The 19,105-nt window shown below is 60.7% G+C and carries 16 protein-coding genes and 1 pseudogene; 13 read left to right on the top strand and 4 right to left on the bottom strand.

Annotated features, from left to right (window positions below):
- The first annotated feature begins 192 nt into the window (after positions 1-192).
- The 3 genes and pseudogenes from ACT3UA_RS17760 to ACT3UA_RS17750 form a co-directional block, all read left to right on the top strand.
- On the top strand, positions 193-1,182 hold the full coding sequence (locus ACT3UA_RS17760) for a type IV toxin-antitoxin system AbiEi family antitoxin (RefSeq protein WP_444617699.1): 990 nt from the start codon (positions 193-195) through the stop codon (positions 1,180-1,182).
- A 282-nt stretch (positions 1,183-1,464) separates the two neighbouring features.
- Positions 1,465-2,007, top strand: a complete 543-nt coding sequence (locus tag ACT3UA_RS17755; protein ID WP_444617698.1) for a hypothetical protein — start codon at positions 1,465-1,467, stop codon at positions 2,005-2,007.
- 22 nt (positions 2,008-2,029) lie between these two features.
- Positions 2,030-2,287 (top strand): annotated as a pseudogene (locus ACT3UA_RS17750) (ABC transporter ATP-binding protein); the annotation flags it as partial.
- Between the two features lie 111 nt (positions 2,288-2,398).
- Here ACT3UA_RS17750 and ACT3UA_RS17745 read toward each other — a convergent pair.
- The 4 genes from ACT3UA_RS17745 to ACT3UA_RS17730 all read right to left on the bottom strand — a co-directional run bounded on the left by ACT3UA_RS17745 (position 2,399) and on the right by ACT3UA_RS17730 (position 7,518).
- Positions 2,399-3,637 carry a hypothetical protein gene (locus ACT3UA_RS17745; RefSeq protein WP_096255418.1) on the bottom strand — a complete coding sequence of 413 codons (1,239 nt, stop codon included), beginning with the start codon at positions 3,635-3,637 and terminating at the stop codon, positions 2,399-2,401.
- Positions 3,638-4,061: 424 nt separating this feature from the next.
- A complete protein-coding gene (locus ACT3UA_RS17740; protein ID WP_096255417.1) occupies positions 4,062-4,886 on the bottom strand; it encodes a carbonic anhydrase in 825 nt (274 codons plus the stop codon).
- A 208-nt stretch (positions 4,887-5,094) separates the two neighbouring features.
- Positions 5,095-6,312: an MFS transporter gene (locus ACT3UA_RS17735; RefSeq protein WP_343251922.1), complete on the bottom strand. Its 1,218-nt coding sequence runs from the start codon at positions 6,310-6,312 to the stop codon at positions 5,095-5,097.
- A 6-nt stretch (positions 6,313-6,318) separates the two neighbouring features.
- Positions 6,319-7,518: an ROK family protein gene (locus ACT3UA_RS17730; RefSeq protein WP_444617695.1), complete on the bottom strand. Its 1,200-nt coding sequence runs from the start codon at positions 7,516-7,518 to the stop codon at positions 6,319-6,321.
- A gap of 96 nt (positions 7,519-7,614) precedes the next feature.
- Between ACT3UA_RS17730 and ACT3UA_RS17725 the strand changes: the two genes are divergently transcribed.
- The 10 genes from ACT3UA_RS17725 to ACT3UA_RS17680 form a co-directional block, all read left to right on the top strand.
- Positions 7,615-8,889: an ABC transporter substrate-binding protein gene (locus tag ACT3UA_RS17725; protein WP_444617693.1), complete on the top strand. Its 1,275-nt coding sequence runs from the start codon at positions 7,615-7,617 to the stop codon at positions 8,887-8,889.
- Between the two features lie 17 nt (positions 8,890-8,906).
- The gene (locus tag ACT3UA_RS17720) at positions 8,907-9,833 is read left to right on the top strand and encodes a carbohydrate ABC transporter permease (RefSeq protein WP_096288758.1); all 927 of its coding nucleotides are present in this window, start codon (positions 8,907-8,909) and stop codon (positions 9,831-9,833) included.
- Positions 9,830-10,705 (top strand): carbohydrate ABC transporter permease, encoded by an 876-nt coding sequence (locus ACT3UA_RS17715; protein WP_096255409.1) that lies wholly within the window; start codon positions 9,830-9,832, stop codon positions 10,703-10,705. Before ACT3UA_RS17720 ends, ACT3UA_RS17715 begins: the two co-directional genes overlap by 4 nt.
- Positions 10,706-10,766: 61 nt before the next feature.
- A complete protein-coding gene (locus tag ACT3UA_RS17710) occupies positions 10,767-12,428 on the top strand; it encodes a glycoside hydrolase family 13 protein (protein WP_444617690.1) in 1,662 nt (553 codons plus the stop codon).
- A 181-nt stretch (positions 12,429-12,609) separates the two neighbouring features.
- On the top strand, positions 12,610-13,263 hold the full coding sequence (locus ACT3UA_RS17705; protein ID WP_096288754.1) for a TetR/AcrR family transcriptional regulator: 654 nt from the start codon (positions 12,610-12,612) through the stop codon (positions 13,261-13,263).
- A gap of 8 nt (positions 13,264-13,271) precedes the next feature.
- A complete protein-coding gene (locus ACT3UA_RS17700) occupies positions 13,272-14,882 on the top strand; it encodes a carboxyl transferase domain-containing protein (protein WP_096288752.1) in 1,611 nt (536 codons plus the stop codon).
- 15 nt (positions 14,883-14,897) lie between these two features.
- Complete coding sequence (locus tag ACT3UA_RS17695; protein WP_096288750.1) at positions 14,898-16,934, top strand: ATP-binding protein; 2,037 nt, start codon at positions 14,898-14,900, stop codon at positions 16,932-16,934.
- Complete coding sequence (locus tag ACT3UA_RS17690) at positions 16,931-17,455, top strand: MaoC family dehydratase (RefSeq protein WP_096255401.1); 525 nt, start codon at positions 16,931-16,933, stop codon at positions 17,453-17,455. Before ACT3UA_RS17695 ends, ACT3UA_RS17690 begins: the two co-directional genes overlap by 4 nt.
- Positions 17,448-18,269 (top strand): HpcH/HpaI aldolase/citrate lyase family protein, encoded by an 822-nt coding sequence (locus tag ACT3UA_RS17685; RefSeq protein ID WP_444617687.1) that lies wholly within the window; start codon positions 17,448-17,450, stop codon positions 18,267-18,269. The genes ACT3UA_RS17690 and ACT3UA_RS17685 overlap by 8 nt, the downstream gene beginning before the upstream one ends.
- 310 nt (positions 18,270-18,579) lie before the next feature.
- The coding region (locus tag ACT3UA_RS17680) for a hypothetical protein (protein ID WP_444617685.1) at positions 18,580-19,105 on the top strand (526 nt) is incomplete at its 3' end.

The following is a 19,105-nucleotide window of genomic DNA, read 5'->3' as shown; positions in this document are numbered from 1 at the left end:
ACAGTTGCAATATCCTGAACCTTTGGGATCTTGCGACGACCGTGCCGCATTGAACCCAAGAATCAACACTATCCACTCGAAGATCCCGTGGGACTAGATCCACCAAGAACGAGAATTCACACTTTAGCGTTCACTATTACGCATTTTTCATTTAGAATGAAAATGCAGTTACGTTGAACATGAGGGATTGTGATGAACAGAGAACTCGCAGCTGGCCTACTCGAGCGATTCGAAGAGTTAGGGCTGAAAATCATTGAGAACACCGATTTCGCTCGTATATCTACAGATGATGCGCTGGCGGTAACGCTTGCTCATGAGCATGGTCAAGGTAAGTTTTTACTTGGGTACACAGATACCCTGACTGCGACTTCTCAACAATGGCGCGACCGTACTCTAGACGGGTGTCGGAAGCTTCTGCTTGTCGGCCCACGCATCACAGAACGAAGCGCCGAAATCTTCCGGTTACAGGGCATTAACTACATCGATCAAGCTGGCAATGCATTTGTTAGTTTCGAAGGCGTTCATATTGATATTCGCGGACGACGTGCGCCGCGATCATCCACTCAGCGCTACACCCAGCTGAAACGTGGCGGCGTGAACCTCTTCAGCCTGAAACGATCCCAGATCATATTTGCCTTCCTCACTTGGCCCGGATTGCTCCAAGGTCCAATCCGCCAGCTTGCCCGTGCCGCTGGAACATCTATCGGCCAGACGCAAGAGACATTAGAACTGCTCACTCAGTACGGTTTCCTCGATGATCGCAGGAAGCTGTCGTCCCAACAACGCGAAATCCTTATCGATCAATGGGCGGCTTCATATCCCACCGGCCTTGGCTCACAGTCAAGAACGCATCACTTCGCCGGCGACTGGAGCAATCTGAAAATTAACGACCAGACGGTTTACGTTGGAGGCGAAGCCGCCGCTCCAGTTCTAGTCCAGCCGGAAAGTGTAGTTCTTTATACCGACGGCCTCCCAATGAGCTTATTGCGGGCACGCAGGTGGCGGCGCGATAATGAAGCGCCCAATATATTCATTCGCCAGAAATTTTGGGAAGCGCCGGATGAGCCAGATCATCCTGGAATTTATCAGGCTCCTCTACTACTCACGTATGCGGACCTCCTCGCATCCAATGACGGTCGTCAACGTGAAGCCGCCATTCAATTGCGAGAATCCTCTCTATGATCAATTTGAACCGCGTAGACGTTCGTCTTTTTGACACGATTTCGCCAGTGATCGAAGAGCTGACCCGCAATACTCCGCTTATTCCGGAGAACGTTCTTCTTATAGGCGCTGGTAGTCGGGATATCATCCATTCAGCGCTTGGTCATGCTTTCGAGGTGCGATCCACAAGCGATGCGGACATAGCTATCGCCGTCGACGACTGGAAAATTACCGAGCGCATAGACGCCTTGTATCCGAAAAGCGGAAGCAACGGGATCCGTTACATAATTGCAAAAACACCAAGTGGACATCATGCCGTTTGGTGCCATAGAGGATCCAGAAGGCATCAGCTCCCCCGCACCGCGAGGCGAAGAACTTGTGGTCTTCGGATTCCAGGACGTCTACAGCCGATCTATCACTCTCCGCCTTCCTACCGGACAGAACATACGACTGCCACAACCGGCTGGGTACGCGGCGCTAAAAATGAGGGCTTGGATTGACCGCTCAGTCCACTACAGCAGCGATAAGGACGCAAAAGACCTCGCATTGGCGGCTTATTGGTACCAACATTCAGAAGAAATTAGCAACCGGCTATACGACACTGAAGCGGGATTCAAGTTGCTTGAGGAAAGTGACTGGGACCCGGATTTTGCGGCAATAAGACTGCTCAGCATCGATATTTCAGGGCAGCTGTCTGCCAGTAGTTGCATTGACCTAGCCGACCGCTGGAAGACACAGGACTTGGACGCCTTTGCTCGTGACTTCGTACTGCCCTCGGGGGCAAAGTCCACGCCGAGTCTCGATCGACGCAGAAAACTAGTTTCAAATTTTCAGATCGTGCAATAACCGCTATACAGATGAAGGTTCAGATAAGCCGCTGAACAACCTCGACATGCAGCACCTGAAGCGGGCCGCCCAGGAGCTGAACCGCACCATCGTGATCGTGCTGCACGATATTAACTTCGCCGGCCATTACGCGGACTACATCTGCGCAATGAAGCACGGCAAGGTCGTCCAGTTCGGCTCGCCGGAACGGATCATGAATGACGAAATCCTGTCCGAGGTTTTCGAAACCCCGGTCCAGGTGATCGCGGGGCCTAACGGCCCGCTGGCGGTGTACTACTAGAAGCAAACGGCTAGGCCCGAAGTCCCACGGAGGCTTACTGGCTTAGACCCCGCTCGCACTTCGTCCAAGGGCACTTCCTAGCATCGCCGCCGGTGCACACTGATCAAATGATCATGCGACGACAGTTTTACCCGATTTCCGCGCATCTTGGATTACGGCCCTCAAAGCGAAAAAGAATAAGGTCACAGCGGATAAAACTACGAACGTTTCATCACCGATTGTAAATGGGCTGACGGAGCAAGTTCCGAGCAAACTCAGCAGCCCAGTGTCACTAGTAGTGGACATAATCAGATCATTATCAAAACAGACGGTTTGCTCAGGTTTCGGCAGTACCATGATCATTTGTCTCATTATTCCCTGCGGACCATATCCGACATGAACCAAAGTTGCGATAGAAACAATCCCAAGTATCGGTGAAAACATCCTCCTCACGAAAAGATTCTCTGCGGCGCGGAGCAATTCAACGCTCGAACGCAACAAGCCAAGAATATATCCTAAGATTGCTCCCGTTGCGGGCAAATCAATGAGAAGTTGTGGTGAAAGGAAACTAAAACTCTCAACCGGATTCGAGGCATCCGATGCCATGACTGACCCCATGAATGGGACTAGCACAGCCGTCACGAAGCCCATAACAGTGCCGTATCCCGCATAAGTTGCAATCATTTGGATCGCATTTTTTACATTGGGACGAACCAAGAGCACTTCACCGATCGTCAGTACTTTAAGCACGAGTACAGAGACCAATATTCCTACCGTGAGGCTAGATGAAGCTACCAGAAGATTGTACGCACCGACTAAACCCATCATTCGCTGTCCCATTTCGTCCCCAGAGGAGTAGGTCCATACGAACATCATAGATACGAAAATCGGCAGAAATGTCAGGAGTAGGGCGTATCCACGAAAGATAATCATAGGCGAAAGGAAGTTCTCAATTTTCTTGATGCTTATATTGATTTCTTCCCAGCCTGTTGGAGCAATGATCTGATTCCACCGCACAAACCCGCGACCAAGCGCACAAAACCATAGATCAATTTTGTATCCAAAATATTCCCGCACTCGCCCCAAAGATGCGTCGCGTATCCCATCCAGGATCCTATGAGATAAGAACGAAAGAATGCCAAACGCAACACAACCCACTGTAGAATAACCTACTATTCTGACGCTTAGGTCCCCTGACAGCGGCGTTACCAGAAGAACCGTAGCCCCCAAAAACCAGGCTAGAAGGTTTACGGCGACTCGAAATTTGAACAGCCAGCTCGGCCGATATCGCTCCGCTAAATTCAACCATTTTCTTGTCTGCCTGATTCCGGCATAAATTAGGAATGCGCCAACCAGATAGAAAACAATCATTTTGTCCCCACGAGAAGTAGTAATCTGTCGTGCCTATGAAAGCACGGAAGACCGACGGATTGATCACTTAAGTAAGAGTGTTCGCCCGTTCTCCACGGCATCCTGTGGCTCCAGCCCAGGTAGCTCTGCCGAAGTTCTGGAAAGGCCCCCTCGACTCCAAGAGAAACTACTTTAATGCCAAGAACGGCAGAGAACGAAGATTCCGTTCCGATCTTGCGTTTCACGGTGCCCTCCGCGGCTTCGGCGCCGGGCGTTGCTTAGCTCACGGACTAAGGAAAACGCAGGCTGCGGTGTCAACATCGCGTTCACCCAAGAATTACGGGTCAGTTTCGGCCCGGAAGATTATCCGGGTGACCTATTGTTCCAAACTTGTCATCGACAGTATTGGACAATATAAGGAAGTATAAGTTTCTGCTATATAGCCTTATATCTTCTCATTTTTAGTCAAGTTCCAGTCAACCAACCCGGTCTGCAGATCATAGACGGCCGCAATGACTTCGGTGCGCCCGGCGTTAACCGCCGCACGGATGATCTCCGAGCGTTCAACAAGCGCGGCGGCGACCGCGACGGTATTCATCCGGACCACGTTGTTGATGTGTTCTGACTTGTCCGGCACCGGTTCCGCCTCACGCGCCGCCGGCGCGATCTCGCTGATGAAATCGATCATTTCTCCCGGGGCCTTCGGTGACTTTGCGTTCTTCTCGAGGGCTTCGACCGTGCCGGTCACCGCTCCGCAGGCGGTGTGCCCGAGGATCACGATGACCGGGACCTCATAGGGGCTGCTGACCGCAAACTCCATGCTCCCCACGAGGGTGTCGTCGAGTACCGCACCTGCCGTTCGCGTGACAAAGAGGTCGCCAATCCCTTGGTCGAAGACGAGCTCGGGGGCAACCCGAGAATCAACGCATCCGTGGACCAAGGCCCATGGTTCTTGGTGCTCTGCAAGGTCGCTTCGCAGCTGGCTTGTTTGGTTCGGGTGCTTTGGCCTGCCTTCGGCGAATCTGCTGTTGCCGGTCTTGAGCATTTCAAGGGCTTGGCCGGGTGTACTAGGTGCCTTGGCGGCGGCCGGGGCGTGATCGCCTACCGGGTTCGGAGCCGTCGCGGAATTCTGCGGCGATGTGCAGGCTGCAAGGCCGGCCAGGGCAAGTACTCCACCCGCCGCCGAAAAGAATCGGCGCCTGTTCAGCTGAACCGGATCTTCCTGTTTGGAAGACGCTGTGCCGGCTACGGAGTTGGCGGATTTAGACATGTGTTATCCCCTCGGCACGCTCTGGCCAACCCCACCCGGATAAGTCGAGCCAGCACCGACCATGCTCTCGATGTGGTGAGTTAGATCGGTTTCCGTTCTAAATAGTGACTTGTATTCTACGGTGGCCTAATTGATTCATTAAAAATGAGGTGTCATATTTCGCCGGCATCGAACCAAGATGACGTCCGAGGGGTGTGCGGGCCGTGAATTAAAGTTGCTGGCGCGGTGCTTTTGCCCGCAGCACCGGCGAGCACAACAGCACGATGACGCCCACCAGCGGGACGAGCAACAGCCCGGCTCGAAGCCCCCAGCCCTCGGCAACAAATCCAACCAGCGGCGGCGAGATCAGGAATCCCAGACGCATCAGCCACGAGACCACGCTCAACCCGGTGCCTGGGGCAAGGCCCGGCAGCCTGTCTGCGTGTTCCATCGCGGCCGGAACCAGGGTCGCCACGCCAAATCCGGCAGCCGCGAAACCCAGCACGCTTCCCGGCACCGACGGGAAGGCGAGCGCCAACCCCATGCCGAGGATGAGGCAGACGGCACCCATTTGGGCGACCAAACGCTGTCCGAAGCGGTCAACCATGCCGTCGCCAAGAATTCGACCCACAAACTGGGCGCCGACGAGCGAAATATAGCCAAGGGCCGCGAAAGAGGCCGAAGTCCCCAGCGAATCGGCAAGATACAGCGCGGCCCAGGAGTTGCCCGCGTCCTCCGTCATGACCCCCGCGGTGGAAATCAGCACCAACGCGACCATGATCCACAGGGTGTGGTTGCGCGCCGTGCGCGCGGTGCCCGGGGAGGGATCGGCAGGGCGGTCCTCGGATACCTCTTCGAGTCCGGCTTGCGGTTTTCCCATGGGAAGGCAGAATTTGAGGGCGGTCAAGGCGACGACCGCGAATATCAGCAGCGAGATGCCCAAGTGCACGCTCAGCGACAGGTTCAACGCCATGGCTCCGGCGGCCATGGAACCGCCAAGGACGGCGCCCACCGACCACAATGCATGGAAAGAATTGAGGATCGAGCGTCCATAGCGTCGCTGCACAAGGAGCCCGTGGGAATTCTGTGCCACATCGGTGATGGCATCCATTGCGCCGCCGAACAGGAAGCCCGTGGCGAGCAGCGCGAGGCTCGGGGCCGAGCCGGCGCCGAGCAGCGCAGCTCCGGTGAGCATGGTTCCGGCCACGGCCACGAGCGCCGAGCCAAAGCGGCGAATGAGCCAGCCGGCCGCCAGGCCGGCAATGATTGCGCCTACCGGCCAGGCGATCACCAGAAAACCGTAGGCCGCTTCGCCCAGCCCGAAAGTGTCCTTCAGCTCGGGAAGGCGCGGCGCCATATTTGCGAACAGTGCCCCATTGGTCAGAAACAAGGCCGATACCGCGCCGCGCGCCCGGCGGTCGGCGCTATCGATGGAGGTCGGGGCCACCGAAATTTATCGCTTCTGCGTTTCGAAGGGCGCGGTTGCCCGGACCAATTCGATGCCGCGCGAGATGGCCCCTTGCAATGCCACCTCCGCGCCCAGCTCGGAAACTGCCAACTGCACACAGGTGAGCTCTGGTTCCCTGGCTAATTCACGGTCGGCGATATCGATCACCGGCTGCAGGATTCCCGCCATGGCACCCGAGAGAATGACCTTCTGCAGCCCGGTGAAACCGGAAATCACGGCCACGACCTTTGCCAGCCGACGCCCGAGCGATTCCAGGATTTCCAGTGCCAACGGATCTTGCTGCGCGGCCGCTTGGAAAACATCCTCGGCGCGCACCAGTTCGGCGGGAATCCGCCGAAGCGAGCTTTCGGCCCCGCCTGCCAGTGCATGCCTCGCTTGTTCCCGCGCGAGGTAGCCGAGCCCCAGCGCGTCGCCCACCCCGGTGACATGCGAAAGGAAGCGCATCTCTCCGGCTAGCCCGTGGGTTCCGCGCAACAGGTGCCCGTCGATGACCACTCCGGCACCGAATCGTTCGCCGACCATCAGCGCGGCGAAGGAATCGGATTCTTCGAGTCCAAGTTCCGCCACCGCCGCCAGGTTCGCATCGTTTTCAACCGAGAACAGGTGGGTATATTCCGCCAGCTGCGCACGCCAGTCCGGGTTCATCGCGGCCCAGAAGCCATCGGCCACCTTTGGCGAAAAACCGCCGGAATCCACCGGAGCGGGGACCCCGATAACCAAGGCGCCGAGCTTTTGAACTCCGTGCTTCTCCAGGGTTCCGCGAAGAAGTTCCTCGGTGATGCGAAGCCGTTCTTCCCCGCATGCTCCCGGCTCCACGCTCAGGGACCGGCGTTCAATCTCCTTGCCGCGCAGGTCGGCGAGCGCCAGCGAGATCCGGTGTTGGCCGGCGTCGATTCCGGCGACTACCGATTTGGCGGCGTCGAGTTCATAGCGCAGGGCCGGACGGCCTTTCGAGTATGCTCCGGCGGCACGGGTGTCCTCCGCTTCACGCAGCCAGCCGGTGGCCACGAGCTCTTTTGCCTGGTTCAGCACGGTTGCCCGGGTGAGCGAGGTGAGCTCGATGAGCTCGCTGGCGGTCACCAGCCCGCGATCCCAGGTCGCCTTGAGGACCTTTTGGGTATTCAGGCGTCGCATGGAGGTGGCGCCGGGTTCCGTCGCGGAATGCTGGTTGCTGGAATCGGTCATTGATTTCACCATTTGAGTATAGACGGATATTTATTTAGATGCTAAATTTACTGAGAAAATAAAGTGACCCACTTCATTCGACCGTCGGAGATACCCATGAACATAGGATCTACCACGCTGCCCAGAGCCCTGTCCCGCAGAACATTCATCTCGTCTTTGGCAGCCGCAGGGACCCTGATGCTCGCGGGCTGCGGCGCTACCAGCACTCGCACCTCGATTCGATTCAACCAGTCAAAGCCGGAGGTCGTCCCCTACTTCCGCGACCTGCTCAGCGAGTTCAACGGCGCACAATCTTCCATATCCGCGGTCCACGAAGTGACGGCCGGACTCTCGGCGGCCTTTGCCCGCAACGACCCGCCGGATCTTGGCTGCTTGAACTACAACTACGAGATGGCACGCTTCCAGGAACGCGGCGCGCTATCGGACCTTTCGGATCTGCCCCAGGTCCAGATGAACGCTCCCTTCGTCAACGAACTGCTCGCACTCTATCCGGATTACCCGGGGCGCACCTCGGTGCTGCCCTACTCGATGATGGGTGCCGCCGTCCTGTACAACAAGGATATTTTCGCCAAGCACAAGCTGGCCATCCCGCAGCGCTACTCGGAATTCGTGGCGTTATGCGAAGAGCTCGTAGACCTGAAGGTCACCCCGATCTACTCCACCTTCAAGGACGCGTGGACCGCATCCCAGGGACTGGCGGACTACACCCTGGGCGGAGCCGTGGACATCAACAAATTCTTCGCCGCGCTGCGAAGCGTCGGCGCGGATTTCACTCCCGGCTCCGAACTGTCCTTCTCCCAGGCCTTCACCGACCCGCTGCTGCGCATGCAGGAACTGGCCAAGTTCTCCAATAAGGATGCGGCGAACCGCGGCTACAGCGACGGCAACCTCGCCTTCGCCAACGGCCAAGCGGCCATGTACCTCCAAGGCCCCTGGGCACTGCCCGAAATCTCCAAGACCAACCCCAACGCCAATATCGGCACCTTCCCGCTGCCCATGACCGAGGATCCGGACGATCTGAAGGTCCGCGTCAATATCGACCTGGCGCTCTGGATCCCGGAACAGTCCGAGCACCAGGATGAAGCGCGCGAACTGCTCGAATTCCTCTGCCGGCCCGAAGTCCAGAACCCCTATAACGAGATGGCCCTCGGTTTCGGAGTGCGCTCGGACTCCCCTCCGGCCAAGGACAAACGCCTGGTGCAGCTGCAGCCCTATATCGATCGCGGCAAGGTCTTCCAGGGAGTTTCCACCGCCATCCCGCGCACCATCCCCTTCGAGAACTACATGCAGGGCCTCGTGACCGGAAGCAGCGTAGAACAGACGTTGGCCACCCTCGACGCGGACTGGGCTCGACTAGCCCAGCGCGGCTAGTCAGCTAAGGACGAATCATGGCTCTGACGACCTCAATCAAACCCACGCCCGAAGCTCAACCCGCCGCGCCTGCGCGCCCGCCACGGCGCCGGCGCATCGAATGGACCTATCTGGCATTCCTGCTCCCCGCGCTGATCTGCTTCACCATCGCCATTACGGTTCCCGCATTGATGGGCATATTCTTCAGCTTCACCGACTCGGTCGGCTTCGGCGACTACCAGATCATCGGCCTGACCAACTACCTGGCCCTGTTCACCGACCCGGCCATCATCGGCGCCTACGGCTTCACCCTTGGTTTCGCATTCATCACCGTGATCATCACCAACCTCATCGCCTTTCTGCTCGCCATCGGGCTGACCGCGCAGATCCGTGCGCGGGTCGCGCTACGGGCCATCTTCGTGATGCCCATGGTCATTTCGGGCATCGTGATCGCCTACGTTTTCAATTTCGTCTTCTCCAACACCTTGCCGGCCTTCGGAGAAACCATCGGATTGGACTTCTTGAAGTCCTCAATTCTGGCCAACCCCGACTACGCCTGGATCTCCATCGTGATCGTCACCGCCTGGCAGGCGATCCCGTCGGCCATGCTGATCTACATAGCCGGGCTGATGGCGATTCCCTATGACCTCTACGAGGCTTCCTCGCTCGATGGAGCCAGCGCCTTCGGGCAGCTCAAGGCGGTGACCTTGCCGCTCATGGTGGGGTACATCGGAATCAACATGATCATTGGCTTCAAGAACTTCCTCGGTGCCTATGACATCATCGTCGGCCTGACCAATGGCGGACCGGGAGTAGCCACACGCTCCATCGCCATGACCATCTTCACCGGATTTGAACGCGGCGATTACGCCTACCAGATGGCCAACGCCACCGTCTTTTTCCTCATTTCGCTGATGATCGCGCTGCTCCAGCTGCGCCTGACAAGTAAGGGAGTGGCCAAATGAGCGTTACCCTCCAGCAACGGCTGAACAAGCGTTCCCGCGCACGGATTGGACGCGAACGCATCAATTGGTGGGCCACCGGAGCGCTAATGGCCTGCGCCCTCACTGTGCTCATCCCCTTGTTCGTGACCGTTTCCATGGCGTTCAAGTCGGCCGCTCAAGCGGTTGACGGGAAAGCCTTCTCGCTCCCGCGCCCGTTCTCCATCGAGGGTTTCACCGCGGCCTGGGAGCTGGTCAATTTCCCCCGCGCCTTCACCATCTCGCTGCTGATCACCCTGGCCACGGTGCTCGGCGGAGTGATGCTCGCTTCCATGGCTTCCTATGCGATTCACCGCAACTGGCATAAGCGCCTCTACCGGCTCAGCTTCTACTACCTGCTGGCCGCGATGTTCCTCCCGTTTCCGGTGCTCGCGCTCTCCCAGGTGAAGCTCACCGGACTCTTCGGGCTGGATAACCCGGTAGGCGTAGCCATTCTGCACGTGATGTTCGGGCTGTCTTTCAACGTCCTGCTCTTCACCGCCTTCCTGCGCGGCCTGCCCGGAGAGCTGGAGGAAAGCGCCCGCATCGACGGCGCAGGCACCTGGACCACCTACTGGCGGATCATCTTCCCGCTGATGGCGCCGATGAGTGCCACCGTGGCGATCTTCGCGTTTCTGGCCTCATGGAATGACTTCATGATGCCTTCGCTGATCATTGCCGAACAGGCCGACCAGACCCTGCCGGTAGTCCAGCAGCTTTTCCAGACCCAGTTCTCAAATAACTACAACGTCTCCTTCGCCTCCTACCTGATGGCGATGGCGCCAAGCATCGTGGCCTACCTGTTCACCCAACGCTGGGTCATGTCCGGGCTCACCCAAGGGGCGGTGAAATCCTAAGCCGCCCCTCCCCTGAACCATCTACATTTAGAAGCAGACAACTTTTCCGGAAGGAAGCAAGATGACCTTGCAAGATACGCAGAACTCCGCCGGCCTTTCGCCGGATGCCAACTGGTGGCGCCAGGCCGCTGTCTATCAGATTTACCCGCGCAGCTTCGCCGACGCAAACGGCGACGGCCTAGGCGACCTGCCCGGCATCACCTCCAAGGTCCCCTACCTGAAGGAGCTCGGAATCGATGCCGTCTGGCTCTCCCCGTTCTACCCCTCGGCCCTCGCCGACGGCGGCTACGACGTGGACAACTACCGCGATGTTGATCCCCGCCTGGGCACGCTGGAGGATTTTGACCGGATGGCCGCTGCGCTGCACGCTGCAGGCATTCGGGTCATTGTGGATATCGTGCCGAATCATTCCTCGGACCGCCACGAGTGGTTCAAGGCGGCGCTCGCCGCACCGAAGGGATCGGCCGAGCGCGAGCGCTATATTTTCCGTGACGGCCTGGGCCAGGATGGCGAACTGCCGCCGGCCGATTGGGAATCCTTGTTCGGCGGACCGGGTTGGACCGCCGTGGGCGACGGCCAATGGTACCTGCATCTTTTCGCCAAGGAACAGCCGGACTTCAATTGGTCCAATGAAGAAGTCCGCGCAGACTTCCGCAAGACCTTGAGATTCTGGTCCGACCGCGGGGTGGATGGCTTCCGCGTGGATGTGGCCCACGCGCTGACCAAGGACATCCCGTTGACCGAGCTGCCGGATAAGGCACAACTCGACGCCCACCCATGGGACGGCACCCATCCGATCTGGGATCGCGACGAGGTGCATGAGGTCTACGCCGAATGGCGTGAGGTCTTCAACGAATACGAGCCACCGCGCATTGCGGTCGCCGAAGCGTGGACCAATGCCGACCGCCGTCCTGCCTACGCCCGGGCCACCGGGTTGGGCCAAGCGTTCAACTTCGATCTGCTGCAGGCGGACTTCGACGCCGAGGCGTTCAAGAAGATCATCTCCTTCAACCTCGCTCAGGCTTCCGCCGCCGGCTCGTCGACCACGTGGGTGTACTCGAACCACGATGTGGTTCGCCACGCCACCCGCTATGGGCTGGAAGCAACCGGCGATCCGGACGCGGCGAAGACTTGGCTGCTGCAGGGTGCGGATCCGGCCCGGGTGGATGTGGAGCTGGGGCTGCGCCGCGCTCGCGCGGCGACCCTGCTGGAGCTGGCACTGCCCGGCAGCGCTTACCTGTACCAGGGCGAAGAGCTGGGGCTTCCCGAGGTCACCGGCATTCCGGATGAACAGCGCCAGGATCCCGCATTTTTCAGGAATAAGGCAGTGGAAGTCGGCCGTGACGGGTGCCGCGTCCCGCTGCCCTGGGAAACGAGCGGTTCCTCCTTCGGGTTCGGCTCCGGCGAAGCGCATCTGCCGCAGCCAAAGGATTTTGGCCGGTACGCGGTAGCGGCACAGTCCGGGGTCGAGGGCTCGACGCTGGAACTCTACCGCGAGGCATTGAAGCTGCGCCGCGAGCTGCAAAGCGACGAATCGCTCTCCTGGCTGGCTACCGAGTCCGGCACGCTCGGCTTTTCCCGGCCGAATGGTTGGGTGAGCTTCACCAACTTCACCGCGCAGGCTCAGCAGCTGCCGGCCGGTGAAGTCCTGCTGGCGAGCGGTCCGCTGGATGCAGCAGGCCAGCTTCCCGCGGCAACCACCGTGTGGTTGCGCCAGCGCTAAACGAGGAGCTTTCCGGCAAATCCGCGGGCCGGGCCGAATGCGCAAGCATTTGGCCCGGCCCGCAGCCTTCTCCCCGCACTGGCTAAAGTGACCCTTGACACAGCTCGTATTTCCGACTTGACTGAGAGTCAATCAATCGATTGATTGACTCTCAGTCTTTGGGCGAAAGCGATTCAAGAGCATGGACATCGACCAGGTGCAGCGAGCGGCCGTCGCACGCTTCGCCCAGCAGGGCTTCGCCGCCACGGGAATCAGGGAACTGGGCACCGCGGCCGGCATCAACTCGGCCACCCTCTATCACTATGTCGGCAGCAAGCAGGACCTGCTCATGCGGATCATCTCCGACTGCCTGAACGCCATGATCGCCGGCGGCCGCGCAGCAATCGCCGGCGAGCAACAACCCACCCGGCAGCTCGCGAGGCTGATCGCTTTCCATGTGGCATTCACCGCCACCAATCCGCTCACCGCGCGTGTCGCCGAATACGAGATGCGCGCCCTGACCGGTCCGGCGCAGGAACAAATGCAAGCACTCCGGGACCACTACGAATCGCTCTTCTCCAAGGTGCTGGCTGCCGGCCAGGCGGCCGGCGAATTCGCCACCGATGACCTGACCATGGCACGACTTGCGGTGATGGAAATGGGCACCGGCGTGGCCCACTGGTACCGCCCGGACGGCAGGCTCAGCCTGAGCCAGGTCCAGCAAAACTTCGTTGCCATGGCCTACAGAATTCTTGCGGTCACCGAAGCGCCGCAGCAACTCGGCGACCTATTGGCCATTCCACGCCGGCTCGCGAGCGAACCGGCCACCATCCAAGCCCAGCAGACCGTCAGCTAAGGAACCCAGTGAAGACCCTGCACTCACAGCTCGACACCAGCTCCGCTGCCTACCAGCGCAACGCGGCCGAATACACGGCGCTCACCGATGAGCTCCACCGCCGCCTGGAGCGCGCCGCCCGCGGCGGATCCGAGAAATCCCGCCAGCGCCATGTGGACCGCGGCAAGCTGCTGCCCCGGGACCGCGTCAACCAGCTCCTGGACGACGGCTCCCCCTTCTTGGAAATCGCCCCGCTGGCCGCCGAGGACATGTACGACGGGGCGAGCCCGGGCGCCGGCATGATCGCCGGCGTTGGGCTGGTGCACGGCCGGCATGTGCTGGTCATCGCCAATGACGCCACGGTCAAGGGCGGCACCTACTTCCCGATCACCGTCAAGAAGCATTTGCGCGCCCAGGAGATCGCGCTGGAAAACAGCCTGCCCTGCGTCTATCTGGTCGACTCCGGCGGCGCGTTCCTGCCCATGCAGGACGAGGTCTTCCCGGACCGCGAGCATTTTGGCCGGATCTTCTTCAACCAAGCGAACCTGTCGGCCAAGAAGATCCCGCAGATCGCCGCGGTGCTCGGCTCCTGCACCGCCGGTGGCGCCTACGTCCCGGCGATGAGCGATGAAACGGTGATCGTGCGCAACCAGGGAACCATCTTCCTCGGCGGCCCTCCCCTGGTGAAGGCCGCCATCGGCGAAATCGTTACCGCCGAGGAGCTGGGTGGCGGAGATCTGCATGCCAAAACCTCCGGAGTGGTGGACCACCTGGCCGAAACCGACGAACATGCGCTCATGATCGTCCGCGACATCCTCTCCACGCTCCCGGAGAATCCCGCCCCGGCCTGGAGAATCGCCGAGCAGGTCGCCGAACCGCGCTACCCGGCCAGCGAATTGGCCGGCTGCGTGCCGGTAGACGTCAATGCCCCCTACGACGTCCGCGAAGTCATCACGCGGTTGGTAGACGGCAGTGAATTCCATGAATTCAAAGCAGAATACGGCACCACCCTGGTCACCGGTTTCGCCCGTATCCACGGCCACCAGGTCGGCATCATCGCGAACAACGGCGTGCTGTTCTCCGAGTCCGCGCTGAAGGGCGCGCACTTCATCGAGCTCTGCGACCAGCGCGGCATTCCACTGCTCTTCCTGCAGAACCTCGCCGGGTTCATGGTGGGCCGCGACTACGAGGCAGATGGCATCGCCAAGCACGGAGCCAAGATGGTCACCGCCGTAGCCACCGCACGCGTGCCCAAGCTGACCGTGGTGATCGGCGGATCCTTCGGCGCCGGAAACTACTCGATGTGCGGCCGCGCCTACTCACCGCGCTTCCTGTGGATGTGGCCGGCGGCGCGCATCTCGGTGATGGGCGGAAACCAGGCCTCTTCCGTGCTCTCCACGGTCAAGCGCGACGGCATCGAAGCCTCGGGCGGAAGCTGGAGCGCCGAGGACGAAGAGGCCTTCAAGGCGCCCATCCGTGAGCAGTACGAGAGCCAGGGAAACCCCTACTACTCCACCGCACGCCTGTGGGACGACGGAGTCATCGATCCGGCCGATACCCGCCGGGTCCTGGGCCTGGCCCTGGACGTCTGCGCCCGTCAACCATTGCCGGAGACCTCCTTCGGCCTATTCCGGATGTAGCGCGAGGAGACAATCATGGATACAAAACTATTTGACACGGTCCTCATCGCCAACCGCGGCGAAATCGCCGTACGCATCATCCGCACCCTGCGCACCTTGGGGATCCGTTCGGTGGCGGTGTACTCGGACGCGGATGCCGGGGCGCTGCACGTGCGCGAGGCCGATACCGCCGTGCGCATCGGGGCATCCCCTGCCAATGAGAGCTACCTCAGCATCCCCGCGGTGCTCCAAGCCTGCAAGGACACCGGCGCTCAGGCGGTCCACCCCGGATACGGTTTCCTCTCCGAAAACGTGGAGTTCGCCCGCGCCCTTCAGGACGTCGGAATCACCTTTATCGGGCCTCCGGTGAACTCGATCAACCTCATGGGCGACAAGATCCGCTCGAAGAATCACGTGCTCTCCCACCAGGTGCCCGTCGTGCCGGGCATCGCCGAGCCCGGGCTGAGCGATGCCCAGCTGCGCGAGGCCGCCGAACAGGTAGGCTTCCCGCTGCTGATCAAACCCTCCGCGGGCGGCGGCGGCAAGGGAATGTTCGCCGTCGAATCCCCGGACCAGCTTCCCGAAGCACTGGCCAGCGCGCGGCGAACCGCGCGCAACGCCTTCGGAGACGAAACCTTGTTCCTCGAACGCCTGGTGCGCAACCCGCGCCATATCGAGGTGCAGATCCTGGCCGATGCGCACGGCAATACCGTGCACCTGGGCGAACGTGAATGCTCGCTGCAGCGCCGGCATCAGAAGGTGATCGAAGAAGCTCCGGCTCCGCTGTTCGAGAACCTCGAGCAGGGCGCGCAAATCCGCGCACGCATCGGGGCGGCGGCCGTGGCCGCCGCAGAGTCGGTGGGTTACGTGGGCACGGGAACCGTCGAATTCCTGGTCAGCGACGAGAACCCGGACGAGTTCTTCTTCATGGAAATGAACACCCGGCTGCAGGTGGAGCATCCGGTCACCGAAGAGGTCGCCAGGGTCAACGGCAACCGGCTGGACCTGGTGGACTGGCAGGTGCGCATCGCCGCCGGGCAGCGGCTGGACTTCGCCCAGCGCGATGTCACGCTCACCGGGCATGCCATCGAGGCACGGCTCTACGCCGAGGACCCCGCGGAAGGGTTCCTTCCTTCGGTCGGAACCATCCTGCGGGTCAGCGAACCGGCCGGCGAACACTTGCGCGTGGACAGCTCGCTGCGCGATGGACTCGAAATCAGCGCGCACTACGACCCGATGCTGGCCAAGCTCATCGCCTGGGGAGAAAACCGCACGGAGGCCGTATCCCGGCTTGACCGCGCCCTGTGCCGATGCGTGGTGCTCGGCGTGCTGACCAACAGCGAATACCTGCGCCTGCTGCTGGCCGACGCGGACGTGGCGGCCGGGCGGCTGGACACGAACCTGATCGAACGGAAGATGCACGAGTTCTCCTTCCGGTCCCCCGGCGCGCGCGAACTGGCGCTGGCGGCCCATTTGGAGCACGGCCGGCTGCACACCGCGGATACCCCGTGGACCCGCCGCGACGGCTGGCGGGCGCAGCACAACCACGGGACACCGCAGCACTATGAAGTGCAAGAGCAGCAAGTTGCGCTCACCGTGCACGGCGGGGACAGCTCAAGCCGCATTCTGCTTGCCGGGCACGAGTACGCGGTGCGGGATCTGGGCTCCGGAAACTACTCCATCAACGGGCAGCGCACCGGGATTCGCCACGCCTTCGCCGCGGACGGCACCTTGTGGCTCAGCGAAGACGGGTGGACCGGAGCGGTGCGCAAGCTCCCCCGCGAAGAGGTGCTCGAACGGCACCTGGCCACGCTGGCCAAGGCGTCGGGCACGTTCTCCCCGCATGTCGAGACCCCGATGCCCGGCACCGTGATCTCGGTCCAGGTAGCCGACGGCGAACAGGTGTCCGAGGGGCAGCTGCTGGTCAGCATCGAGGCAATGAAAATGGAGCACCAGCTGCTTTCCCCGGCGACCGGCACGGTGCGCATGACCGGGCTGAGCGTCGGCGATCTGGTGAAGGCCAAGCAGCTGGTGGCCACGGTGGAACCACAAATTCAGGAGCAAAACGCATGAGCGAGCCTACGCAACAACGTTTCGAACAGCGCGGACTGTACTTCGATGAGCTGAAGCTCGGGGCCGCATATGTGCATAAGCCCGGGCGCACGCTCACCGAGGCCGACAACGTGCAATTCACCACCATGACCATGAACAATCAAGGTTTGCACCTCGATGCGGCGTGGGCCGCAACCCAGCCGTTCGGCCGGCCGCTGGTGAATTCCTTGCTGACCTTGAGCACCATGATCGGCCAATCGGTGGGGCAGCTCACCGAGGGCACCATCGTGGGGCAGCTGGGAATCAATGATGTGAAATTCCCGCACCCCATGTTCCACGGGGACACCCTCTACACCGAAACCGAGGTCACCGCCCTGCGCGAGTCGAAATCCCGCCCCGGACAAGGCCTGGCCTCGATGACGCACACCGGACGGAACCAGCACGGGGACATCGTCGCCACCGCGACCCGCACCTGCCTGATGTGGACCCGGCAAGCGCACTTGGACTCCCTGGATTCCACTAAAGCCGCCGCAAATGACTAGCTTCGCCATGGGCCCCGCGATTCTCTTCTGCCCGGCGGACCGCCCCGAGCGCTATGCCAAGGCCGCCGCACGCGCCGACGCGGTCATCATCGACTTGGAAGATGCGGTGGCGCCGGAAAGCAAGGAATCCGCCCGCCGGGCGCTGCTGGACAGCGCCCTGGATCCGGCACGGACCATCGTGCGGGTCAATCCGGCGGACTCCGAGTTCTTTGCTGCGGATCTGGCGGCGCTGAGGCAGACCGCCTACCGCACGGTGATGCTGCCCAAGAGCGAATCGGCCGCCGATCCGGCGCGCTTGCAAAGCTACGAGGTGGTTGCGCTGTGCGAAACAGCGAAGGGCATCACCAGCGTCTCCGAGATCGCGGCGGCTCCCAATGTGGTCGCGGTGATGTGGGGGGCCGAAGATCTCATGGCTTCGCTGGGCGGAACCTCTTCGCGCACGGAAGAGGGGAACTACCGCGAGGTGGCACGCTTCGCCCGTTCCCAGGTGCTGCTGCACTCGGTAGCCCAGGGCAAGGCAGCGATCGACTCGGTCTACCTGGATATTCCGGATACCGCCGGACTCTTGGCCGAAGCGCGAGATGCCAAGGCCTCGGGCTTCGCCGCCAAGGCCTCCATCCATCCGAATCAGATGCCGGTGATCCGTGCAGCCTTCCGGCCCGGCGAGGCCGAGCTCGAGCGGGCCAAGCGGATCCTCGCCGCGGCCGCAACCAATCCGGGGGTCTTCGCCTTTGAAGGCCAGATGGTCGATGAACCGCTATTGCGCCAGGCACGGGTAACGCTGGCCGCCGCCAAGCATCTCGAAGACGGCTAGGCAAACTCAGCGTCTCGCAAACCACCAGAGCAGGCGCAGAAGTGCGATATCACGATCAGCGCAGGGGACGAATCCACGAGATCCATGAATCAGCGGGGCGAGATTCGGCTTCCCTTCCCACTAAAGGATGAGGGGCGGATCGTTGACTAGGGTAATTAATCAGGACTAGGGTCTTAAAAGAGACTAATCGACAAGGAAACTTTCGAATGCGCAAGCCCCTAACATGTCAAGAACACCGGTAGTTGGGCGCTGCCATTTTGTTGAAGCGCAAAAACTCGTTGACGGGGAATCTACCTTTTGCAGGATTAACATGAGTGCAGATGAAATCAGGTTTCCGACGCTCGGGAACGCCATCGCGGGACGACTGACGACGGGTGCAGTTAAAGGACTTCTGGCCCTGGCCGTTGCCTGGCTGTGCACATGGTTCATCAGCGTGGACGCGACCTTCGGCAAACTTGTTATTGCCTTGATCGTGTCGTTTGTGGTTTCGGAGGTGCTCGGCGCCGTCCTCGAGCGCCCAATAGTCCTTAGGGAATATCGGGCTGCACCTGGCGGGCTCGGCTACGTGCTGCTCCCGTTATCGGCGTCGGTGTTGCTCACGTTCGCCTCGACGTTCGCAGTCACCCGAGCCATGGATGCAGCCGTGTTGACCACTGCCATCGTTGCGGTGATCAACACCAGCGAAGTGCTCTGGCTGCGAAGTTGGGAGCCCGGGCCAACCCCGGAAGAGGAGCAAGCCAAGTTCCAGGAGTTCAAGGCGATGACTAGTGAATATTTCGCGGAAGATGCCGCGGAGCTCAAACGCCGAGCTGGCCACAAGGCACGGGAGCGGTACG

Origin of the sequence: Glutamicibacter sp. 363, assembly GCF_052379505.1 — a bacterium.
Classification (GTDB): domain Bacteria; phylum Actinomycetota; class Actinomycetes; order Actinomycetales; family Micrococcaceae; genus Glutamicibacter.
Note: the sequence above shows the minus strand (reverse complement) of the source record. Positions and strands in the feature narration are given on the sequence as shown.